The organism is Prosthecobacter sp., from assembly GCF_044378005.1.
Classification (GTDB): Bacteria; Verrucomicrobiota; Verrucomicrobiia; order Verrucomicrobiales; family Verrucomicrobiaceae; genus Prosthecobacter.
The window spans coordinates 38910-48078 of the sequence record NZ_JBILYB010000032.1 but is presented as its reverse complement, the minus strand read 5'-3'; the positions used below and the strand labels follow the sequence as shown (position 1 = coordinate 48078).

Below are 9169 nucleotides of genomic sequence, written 5' to 3'. Positions count from 1 at the left end.
GGGGCATGAGAGGGAAACGGCTCCAGCCTAGCATCTATCGCATGGCACCTGCTATCGTGTCGTCATCGGCCCCATCTTCACCACTTCGAGGTCGCTGCCTTTCACCCGGCGGATGGGGAGCAGCTCCTCATGCACCCAGCGATCATCAGGCACGCCGCTGATGAACCAGTCGCCGCCGTTGTCGGCGAGGATCAGGCCATGGGTCTTGAGCCCTTCGAGAATGACCTTCGCCGCGCCGGTGAACTTGCTTGTGTCAAAGCTGGCCTTCAGCCGCACTCTCATGCCCATGGGCGGCAGGTTTTCATCCTTGTGCGGACTGGCGAAGTGGGTGGCGGGCGGCACGTAGGCGCGGCGGGATTTCTTCACCGTGAAGCGCAGCGCATGGGTGAGCTTCTTTGCGCCGCAGATTTCATCATAGCGGGCCAGGCCGGGCAGGATGGGCAGCCCTGCGGCATCCGCACTCGTCCAGCCCGCGGGTCGTGGCTTCGGTGTTTTTAAATCAAAGACGGCTCCACTGGCGGCTTTCCAGGATTTTCCGCCATCGATGGGGAAGGCGCGAAAGAGCTCGTAGAGACGCCAGTTGTCCTTGTCGAGCACGAGCACATGGCGGTCGCCATTGCTCTGCGGGCCGCCTTCGATGTGAGCGGCTGGCGGGATGGGATAGGGGCCGGGGTCGCTCTCATCGGCATAACCAAAGATCACCGGAACACGCGGCTGGTCGCCGCCCACCACATGATAGGGGATGCCGCCGGGCGCGCCCTTCCAGACGATCCCGAAGTCCTCATGCAGCGGTTTGTCCGCGCCGATGCTGGCGATGATGGCATCGCTGAGCGGATCGACAGGGTCTTTCGAAACATCGCAGTTCCATTCGTCATCGGCTGGCATCAGCAGGACGCCGCCGAGATCGGCATTCGGACCCGTTTTGAGCTGCGGATGCTGGGCAAGAGCAAGACTGGCCAAGAAAAGGAATCCCAAGGATTTCATGACGTGAAAGCTATCGGGTGATGGCGCCGCTCCATGGCATCGTGCGTGAGGCACCGTGAAAATCCGTGGGAAGCAGAAAGCTGGGATCAGCCAGGCCGAACGGCGCGTCCGGTGCGGGCTTTGCGTCGTGGCGCTCGCCTTCCCAGTTTACGCCTGGCAAATCTTGCAGGCCGCGACCGCGCGCGGAGTCATGATGCGCACCACTTCCGAGGATGACGTTGCCTTTGATGACCACACCCGAGCTGCCGTTCGCGAAGTGAAGCGCGTTCTTGTCACGCGAGTAGATCACGTTGTTGGCGAGGATCATGCCCTCCCGCTCATTCCACGAGCCGCCGCTGAAGGCGTGGCCGGTGTTCACGATGGTGTTGTGCACGACCTGCAGCCGCGTGGTCTTGCCTTGATGGTCGGTGCTGGCAAAGCCGGAGCCCTGGGCGCTGATGAGCACGTTGTTGCGAACGATGGCCTCGCCCTGCACCTGCATCACATGGTCGCCGCTGCGGTAGCAGAGGTTCCGCTCGATGATGTTCACCGGCTTTCCTGCGGTGCCATAGACGGTGATGCAGGGATAGTTGGTGTCGTGGACATGGTTCTCGGCGATCAAGTTGCCCCACGAGCCCTGCTTGACCTCAATTCCATCTCCTTGATCGCCGCGGCAGTCATGAATGTGGTTCAGTGCGATGACGCTCTCGCTCATAATGTGGTCGCCGTTGTTCGCGCCGAGATACATGCCCTCGGCATGTCCCGCGCCGTGATGAATGTGGTTTCGCGTGAGAAACAGACGCCGCGTGTCGGCACTGTTGGCGCTAAGGCAGACGCCATCAGTGTGATGAATGTGGCACTGGTCGATCCAGACCTCGGTGCAATGCCCGAGCCTCATGCCGTGGCTGCCGCCGGTGAACTCCAGACCTCGCAGGCACAGAAAAGAAACAGGGCCGCCCTGGCCGATGTTGATGACGTTTTGCTTCGCATCAGGGCGAGTGATGATCACGGAGGCACCCTCAGCCGCAGTGATCCAGATGGGTGCCTCGCGGGTGCCGCTGACGCGCAGATCCCACATGAGATCGACGCTGTAGGTGCCGGCGGCAATTTCGAGCTTGTCACCAGGTTTCAGGGCTTCCACGGCCTTCACCAGCGCATCGCCATCACCACCCGCATGAGAAATCACACGCTGGGGAACGATGGAGGCCCAATCAGGCTGGTAGGAATCGCCGTGGGCGAGTTGCGCGAAAGACAAGAGGCAAAAGAGAAGTCGGATCATGGTTGGTGAATCGGGCCGAGGTATTCTGGCGATAGACGCAGGTCATGCACGTTTACGTCCGCCCCCGGCGTGCCGTTGCAGCCCACCATCTTCTTTGACCCTGTTCCGAAGCTTCACCCTGTTTTGATGAACCGCCTGTTTAGGGTCCAAGGTTGTGAGAAATGAGCCTTCCAGCGTCCGTAGAAAGCTGGATGACTCCCCCGATCCCCTTCTCCCGCCGTGAACTGCTGACCCGCATGGGTGGCGGACTGGGATCGTTGGGCTTGGCATCGAGCTTGCAGGCGGGCGGTGGGGTGGCGACGCATTTTCTGCCGAAGGCGAAGCGGGTGATTCATCTCTTCATGAATGGCGGGCCGTTCGGACCGGACTTCTTCGATCCGAAGCCTATGCTGACGAAGTTCAACGGTCAGCGGCCCGAAGGTGCCGACCTGCGCACCGAGAGGCCCACGGGCGGACTTTTGGCATCGCCTTATGCGTATTCGAAGCATGGGCAAAGCGGGCTGGAGATCAGCGAGCTGCTACCCAACATCGCCCGCCATGCGGATGATCTTTGCCTGCTGCGCTCCTGCCACACGGACAATCCGAACCACGGGCCGGCGCTGCTGCTGATGAACAACGGCACGATGACGGAGCGCGTGCCGAGCATGGGTTCGTGGCTGAGTTACGGCCTGGGCAGTGAGAACGCGAATCTGCCCTCCTACGTCGTGCTTTGCCCCGGCAGGCCGGTGCGGTTTTCCATCCTGTGGAGCAGCGCCTTTCTTCCGGCGCAGCATCAGGGGATCTACATCAATCACACGAATCCTGATCCCAAGCAGCTCATCCCATGGCTGAACAATGGCCGCCTCGGCATGAGCGATCAGCGCAAGCAGCTCGATCTGCTTCAGGAGTTGAATGCGGAGCATCTCGCCGCGCGTGGCGGAGCTGATGTGGCGCTGAATGGCCGCATCCAGGCGATGGAGACGGCCTACCGGATGCAGTCCGCCGCGACGGATGCCTTTGATGTGAATCTGGAGCCCGAGAAGGTGCGCGAGATGTATGGGAAGAGTCATTTCTCCAATGGCTGCCTGATGGCGCGAAGGCTGGTGGAGCGTGGGGTGAGGTTTGTGCAGGTGTATTACGGCAACGGACAGCCCTGGGACTCGCACTCGAATCATGATGCGACGACGCGTCGGCTCGCGGCGGACATTGATCGCCCCATCGCAGCGCTGCTCGGTGATCTTAAACAGCGCGGGCTGTTGGATGACACGCTGGTGGTCTGGGGCGGTGAGTTTGGCCGCACGCCGGTGAGTGAAAACGGCAATGGCCGCGATCACAACCCGCACGGCTTCTGCATGTTCTTCGCCGGTGGCGGCGCACGCGGTGGCACGGCCTATGGCGAGAGCGATGACTTCGGCTTCAAGGCAGCCGTGGACAAGATGCACATCCATGACATCCACGCGACGATGCTGCACCTGATGGGCATGGATCACGAACGCCTGACTTATCGTTACGCCGGGCGTGACTATCGCCTCACCGACGTGCATGGCCGCGTGCCCCGCGCCATCGTCGGCTGATCAAGCCGACTGCCGTGCCAACTCATGCCCCACCATAGCCAGTGAGGCGATGGCGGCGGTCTCGGCGCGCAGGATCAGCGGGCCGAGCGTGACGGGCTGAAAGCTGTGCTGCTGGGCGAGGGCTTCCTCCTCAGGCGTGAAGTCTCCCTCAGGCCCAATGAGGATGAACACGGATTTCGCCTGCGCGAGCGGCAGCTCATGGAGACGACGCGAGTGCTCACTGAGCGCGGGGATGATGCGGGTGCTGTCCGCAGGCAAGGAAGCGAGCGCCTCGGCGAGGCTGCGCGGCCTTGCCAAGTGCGGAATCCAGGGCGTGTGGCACTGCTTCGCGGACTCGACCATGTGACGACGCCATTTGCTGAGCTTCTTTTCCAAGTGATCGCCGCTGAGATGCACGATGGTGCGTGCGGTGACGATGGGCTGCACGCTGGCAGCTCCGAGTTCGGCGGCCTTTTCCAGCAGCCACTCGAAGGGCTCGGCCTTGATCATGGCTGGCAGGAGATGGATCTGGTGGGCACGCGTCTCGTGCTGATGCTGGGAGTCGATGCGCGCAGTGACGGTGCTCCTGGTGATGGCCGTTATCGTGGTGATGGCCACACGTCCGAGGCCATCAAAGATCTCGATCTGCTCGCCCACCTCCCGACGAAGCACGCGCGAGCAATGCGCGGCTTCATCACCGATCAAGGTCAGACTGTCCGACTGCCAGGCTTCGGCGGGGAGATGGAAGCGGCTGAGGGACATGGCGGAGGGGATTACGCTCCGCGGAGCTTCGACACGTCGTAGAGGCTCATGATGGATTTCATGACTTCGTCACGACGGCCTTCTTTGAGCGCAGCGAAGGTGGTGTGATTGCCTTCCTTAAAAGTGAAGTGGCCGCTGCGGGTGCGGCGGAGGTTGGTCAAGTGTGCGCCACATCCGAGCTTCTCGCCGATGTCATGAGCGTAGGTGCGGACGTAGAAGCCTTTGCTGCACACGACGCGGAAGTCGATGTCTGGCACGGCGATGCGGTTGATCTCATGCGCATAGACGCGGACGAAGCGCGGCTCGCGTTCGACCACTTTGCCCTGACGTGCGAGCTTGTGCAGCGGAACGCCATTGATCTTGATGGCGCTGACCATGGGAGGAGTCTGATAGAAGTCGCCCTGGAATGCCTCGAAGGCGGCCTTGATCTCTTCGTCGGTGAATGCAGGCACGGGCCGCTCTTCCAGCACCTCGCCTTCGCGGTCCTGCGTGTTTGTGGTCTGGCCGAGCTTCATGCTGCCGGTGTACTCCTTGTCCTCGCTCATGAGCAGGTCCTGGAGTTTCGTGCCGCTGCCGAGCACGAGGATGAGCATGCCTGTGGCCATGGGATCGAGCGTGCCACAGTGGCCGATCTTCTTCATGTTCAAGCATCGGCGTGCGACCGCGACGACATCATGGGAGGTCATGTCGGGGCTTTTATCTACTAGCAGGACGCCGTTAAGCGATTCTTCGGACTTCATGTTCAAGAGCTGTCAAAAAGGTTTCTGCGGCCGCTTCAATGGGGCCTTTCATTCGTGCGCCAGCCGCCATGCGGTGACCACCGCCGCCAAACTGACCACAGATGGCGGAGACATCCAGTCGTGTGTCTTTGGAGCGGGCGGAGATGCGTATTTTGCCATCAGGCAATTCTTCAAAGATCACGGCGCTGATCACGCTGTCGATCATGCGGAGGGTGTCGATGATGCCTTCGGTATCACCGGACTCGATCTGCACCTCGTTCATGAGAGCCTGGGTGAGGTTCCAGCTCACGACACGCCCATCAGCACGGAAGGCCATCTCATTGAGCATGGCGCGCATGAGAGCAAGTCGCCGCGCCGGGTAGGTCTGGTAAATCAGTCTGGCGAGACGTGCGGTGTCCAACCCGGCGCGCATCATCTCAGCAGCGATCTCATGGGTCCGCGCGGTGGTGGAGGAGAACTGGAAGGACCCCGTGTCCGTGCTGATGGCGGTGAACAAATGTTGCAGCACCGCATCTGTGAGAGGGAAGCCGCCCTCCTTCAGCAGTTCATAAATGATCTGGCCCACGGCGGGCTGGTCACTGTCGATGTGATTGAGGTGCCCGTAGCCGGGATTCGTGCCGTGATGGTCGATGTTCAGCAGCAGAGGTGCCGCAGCGAGTGCAGCCTTCGTTTGCTCACCCACACGCTCGTGCGTGGCGGTATCGACAGCCACCGCGCAGTCGATCTCCATCGCGGCATAAGGCGGCTGGAGGACGGTGATCGTCTCCGGCAGGAAGGTGAGATTGCTCGGCACGCCATCTTCCAGGAGGGCAAAGACGGTCTTCCCCGCCGCACGCAGACTGAGAGCGAGCCCGAGCACGGAGCCCACGGCGTCACCATCCGGGCGCACATGTGCGGCGATGGCGATGCGCTGCGCGGAGTGCAGTGCGGAAGCGATTTCAGAGAGGGAATTGGCCGGGCTGGGCATGAGGGGTTTGCACAAAGCACTACAACTCTTTCGCGCAAGGGGGAAGATGGCCGCAGCAAGACGGTGAGACATTGGGGTTGCGCGTCTTGATTCACGCGGCTTAGCCTCCGCTCAGCATGGATTCTCCCCCTCAGTCCTCGGCTTCTTCATCTCAAGCGAAAGGCTTTGCGACCATCGCGCTCGCCTCCGCAGCAGGGGTGATCGTGGCCTCGCGCATGAATCGTCCGGCCTTGATGCTCGCTGCGGGACTGGCTCTCTCGTGGTGGCAGAAGCGCGCCAGGATTCCTGCCAGTGAGAAGCCGATCGTAGAGGAGGCTGATGCGGTGAATGCGTCCGTGATGCCCGTGACGCACTCCCCCACTCTACCTGCCTTTCCTGAAGCCCCTCGACGTCCGGTGGAGCCGCTCGTCAATGCCTGGGATGATTTGCGGGCAGCGATCTCTCCTGAAGTCAGAAAAGTCGTCTCAGTGACGGAGCCAGTGCCGCCGATGCCAGCCTTTGTGTTGCATTCGGAAGCCGAGGAGATCGAGGATGAGTCAGCTCCGCCGATGCCCAATTTTATCATCTCTGCCCCGTCCTCACCCTTGATCACTGCTGACGATCTCGCTGAGGTGATGACTGAGCCAGACATGCATTTCATCCCACGCAGTGCTGGTCATTCCAGGTCGATTCCAGACAGCATCAGCCTGCCCATCATTGCCGAAATCGAGTCCACGCTGGAGGCTGGGTCAGGCGATTTCATGCTGACAGAAACAAGCACGAATCAAGCTCCGACCACACCCATGGGGCACCCGGATTCGTTCATGGTGCCAGATGCTAATCCTGAGATCGGCTCCTCCACTGCACCGTCCTTCCCGCCGTCCCCAAACTCTTCTGTAAAACCTCTCGCCGACCCAGATATGGGCTCGCGTGAATCACAGTCGAAGAAAACGTTTTTCGACTGGTTGAGGAGCTGATTGATCCAGCCGCACTAGCGCCTCTTTTTCAATCCCCAACCTGCAAGCAGGATGCCTGCGACAGTCTGAACGAGCAGCCAGACGATGGCGCTCGCTGGAGTGGCGAACCAAGTGCGCACGAACTTTGTCATCGGCTCAAACACCGCCGAACTCGTGAGTGTGTCCACACTGCCAGACCAGCCGTAGTAGGCCGTCACGAAGGGCTGGATCAACATGCCCAGCGGTCTCGGAAAACCGAGCAGAGCGCCGGCGAGGATGACATTTGCGGCCCACAGCTTCCATGCATGGCTCTGCGCCCTGTCCGCACTGCGGCTCGTGGCGGAGATGCCGAGACACAGGCTGCTGAAAGCCACTCCCGTGAGCACGAGAAGCACGATCCTGGCGGCTCCGGCTCCTGGCAGATGGCCGCCCATGACATCCACGAGCAGTGCCAGCGCTGCACCATGGGCGATCATCAGCGGGATGAGGAATCCAAGCTTGGCGACGAGATACGCCATGCCTCGCAAACCGGCGCTCCGCTCACGCTCAAAGACGAGCCTGTCACGGGCGATCTCAGGTGCGGCCACACGCAGACTGACGATCATCAGAAGCAGCACCTGCACAAACACGATCATCGTGCAGGTGTAAGCGGCGGGCCAGAGCACCGCCGGGCTGTGGTTCTGACTCTGAAGTTCGGAGAGGTAACCCGTGTTCGGCGCCACGAGCAGCATGGCTGCCAGCGGGCAAACCAAAAACAAAGCCAGATGCTCCAGCCACTCCCGCTGTGTGCGCCGCCAAAGAGTCCAGCGACGACGGACAAGGTGCCCGATCTGCGAGATGATGGAAGGCAGTGGAGATGGCAATGGATACTCGATCTCAGGCTTCGAGGCTGAGTTGGTTTCTCGCCGGGCTTCGGTTTCATCGTTCGCCTCGACTTCAGCTTCGTTGGGCTCCTCGAAGGGCTTGCCGATTTCACCAAGCTTGAATGCTTCATAATACTGATCGCGATGCCGCGACCATGATTCACCCCAGCGCTCGGCGGGACGCTTGGCCAGCCTTGGATACAACTCCTCGACATTCGAAATGCTGAAGTAATGGGCCACCGCGCGCGCGGGTCCATGGAAACAAATCCTCCCTTCATGCAGAATGAGCACTGAATCATACGTGCTCAGGTTTGCCAGGCTCTGGCTGGCATGGACGACGATGCGCCCCGGCAGATCTGCCACGACGTATTTCAGCAGTGCCGCCATCTCCTGCTCCGATTTCACATCGAGCCCGTCTGTAAACTCATCACACAGCACCAGCGGCGCATCACTGAGGAGAGCGAGTGCCAGTTTCAAGCGACGACGCTGCGGCAGAGACAAGGTGTTGACTCGATGAGAAGCCACGGTTTCCAACCCCATGCCGACGAGTAGATGAGAGACCTTGTCCACCCGCGCCTCATTGTTCTGACCCGCCACCCGGAGGATGTGAGCGCTCATCATCGACTCACGCACGGTCAGCGCATCGAAAAAAACCTCATCATGGGCGGCAACGAGGCCAAGGCTGTTCGGGTGAATCGGCTTCAACGCCGTGTCGCGCCCCTGGAAGCGGATCTCGCCTGCCGTCGGTGACTCCAGGCCTGCCAGCAGGCGAATCAGAGTACTTTTGCCACTGCCAGGCGCACCGATGATTCCCAGCAGATGTCCGGTGGGAACCGCGAGACAAAGCGCATCTAGCACTGGGTCCGCAGAGGCGTTGGACTTCGTGGGGAGATGGGAAAGGTTCAGGACTTCCAGCATGGCTCTATCAAAGATGGCTGACTGACAAACACAACCACCAAGTCCTCATCCAGCGGTGATGGTGATCACGAAGCTCTCGCAGGATTGCATTTGGCAACAGCAGGTGCTTTGGGCTTGATGGCCTCCGTGTAAAACCCAATTCTAAGCAAATGATGAAACACCAGCCTTTCATTTTCGACGCTCTCTGGACCTGAATTGAAGTAACCAACT

General features: G+C 60.7%; 8 protein-coding genes. 2 read left to right on the top strand and 6 right to left on the bottom strand.

What is annotated here, in order from left to right:
- Nucleotides 1–51: 51 nt before the first annotated feature.
- Nucleotides 52–984: a hypothetical protein gene (locus AC6FTP_RS09050; RefSeq protein ID WP_497206589.1), complete on the bottom strand. Its 933-nt coding sequence runs from the start codon at nt 982–984 to the stop codon at nt 52–54.
- A 10-nt stretch (nt 985–994) separates the two neighbouring features.
- A complete protein-coding gene (locus AC6FTP_RS09045) occupies nt 995–2242 on the bottom strand; it encodes a right-handed parallel beta-helix repeat-containing protein (protein WP_497206588.1) in 1248 nt (415 codons plus the stop codon).
- Between the two features lie 191 nt (nt 2243–2433).
- On the opposite strand from AC6FTP_RS09045, the gene AC6FTP_RS09040 reads away from it, so the two are divergent.
- On the top strand, nt 2434–3795 hold the full coding sequence (locus AC6FTP_RS09040) for a DUF1501 domain-containing protein (RefSeq protein ID WP_497206587.1): 1362 nt from the start codon (nt 2434–2436) through the stop codon (nt 3793–3795).
- Here AC6FTP_RS09040 and AC6FTP_RS09035 read toward each other — a convergent pair whose 3' ends face one another.
- The 3 genes from AC6FTP_RS09035 to AC6FTP_RS09025 are packed head-to-tail and all read right to left on the bottom strand — an operon-like array spanning nt 3796 to nt 6243.
- Nucleotides 3796–4536, bottom strand: a complete 741-nt coding sequence (locus tag AC6FTP_RS09035) for an RsmE family RNA methyltransferase (RefSeq protein WP_497206586.1) — start codon at nt 4534–4536, stop codon at nt 3796–3798.
- An 11-nt stretch (nt 4537–4547) separates the two neighbouring features.
- A complete protein-coding gene (truB, locus tag AC6FTP_RS09030; RefSeq protein ID WP_497206585.1) occupies nt 4548–5222 on the bottom strand; it encodes a tRNA pseudouridine(55) synthase TruB in 675 nt (224 codons plus the stop codon).
- A 31-nt stretch (nt 5223–5253) separates the two neighbouring features.
- Entirely contained in the window at nt 5254–6243 is a 990-nt protein-coding gene (locus AC6FTP_RS09025) for a DHH family phosphoesterase (protein WP_497206584.1), read from the bottom strand.
- 116 nt (nt 6244–6359) lie between these two features.
- Between AC6FTP_RS09025 and AC6FTP_RS09020 the strand changes: the two genes are divergently transcribed.
- Nucleotides 6360–7199: a hypothetical protein gene (locus tag AC6FTP_RS09020; protein WP_497206583.1), complete on the top strand. Its 840-nt coding sequence runs from the start codon at nt 6360–6362 to the stop codon at nt 7197–7199.
- A gap of 14 nt (nt 7200–7213) precedes the next feature.
- Here AC6FTP_RS09020 and AC6FTP_RS09015 read toward each other — a convergent pair whose 3' ends face one another.
- Nucleotides 7214–8959: an ATP-binding cassette domain-containing protein gene (locus AC6FTP_RS09015; protein WP_497206582.1), complete on the bottom strand. Its 1746-nt coding sequence runs from the start codon at nt 8957–8959 to the stop codon at nt 7214–7216.
- Nucleotides 8960–9169: the final 210 nt, after the last annotated feature.

Coding starts and splice junctions, on each gene's coding strand:
- AC6FTP_RS09050 (WP_497206589.1), bottom strand. CDS start 984: ATGAAATCCTTGGGATTCCTTTTCTTGGCCAGTCTTGCTCTTGCCCAG.
- AC6FTP_RS09045 (WP_497206588.1), bottom strand. CDS start 2,242: ATGATCCGACTTCTCTTTTGCCTCTTGTCTTTCGCGCAACTCGCCCAC.
- AC6FTP_RS09040 (WP_497206587.1), top strand. CDS start 2,434: ATGACTCCCCCGATCCCCTTCTCCCGCCGTGAACTGCTGACCCGCATG.
- AC6FTP_RS09035 (WP_497206586.1), bottom strand. CDS start 4,536: ATGTCCCTCAGCCGCTTCCATCTCCCCGCCGAAGCCTGGCAGTCGGAC.
- truB (WP_497206585.1), bottom strand. CDS start 5,222: ATGACCTCCCATGATGTCGTCGCGGTCGCACGCCGATGCTTGAACATG.
- AC6FTP_RS09025 (WP_497206584.1), bottom strand. CDS start 6,243: ATGCCCAGCCCGGCCAATTCCCTCTCTGAAATCGCTTCCGCACTGCAC.
- AC6FTP_RS09020 (WP_497206583.1), top strand. CDS start 6,360: ATGGATTCTCCCCCTCAGTCCTCGGCTTCTTCATCTCAAGCGAAAGGC.
- AC6FTP_RS09015 (WP_497206582.1), bottom strand. CDS start 8,959: ATGCTGGAAGTCCTGAACCTTTCCCATCTCCCCACGAAGTCCAACGCC.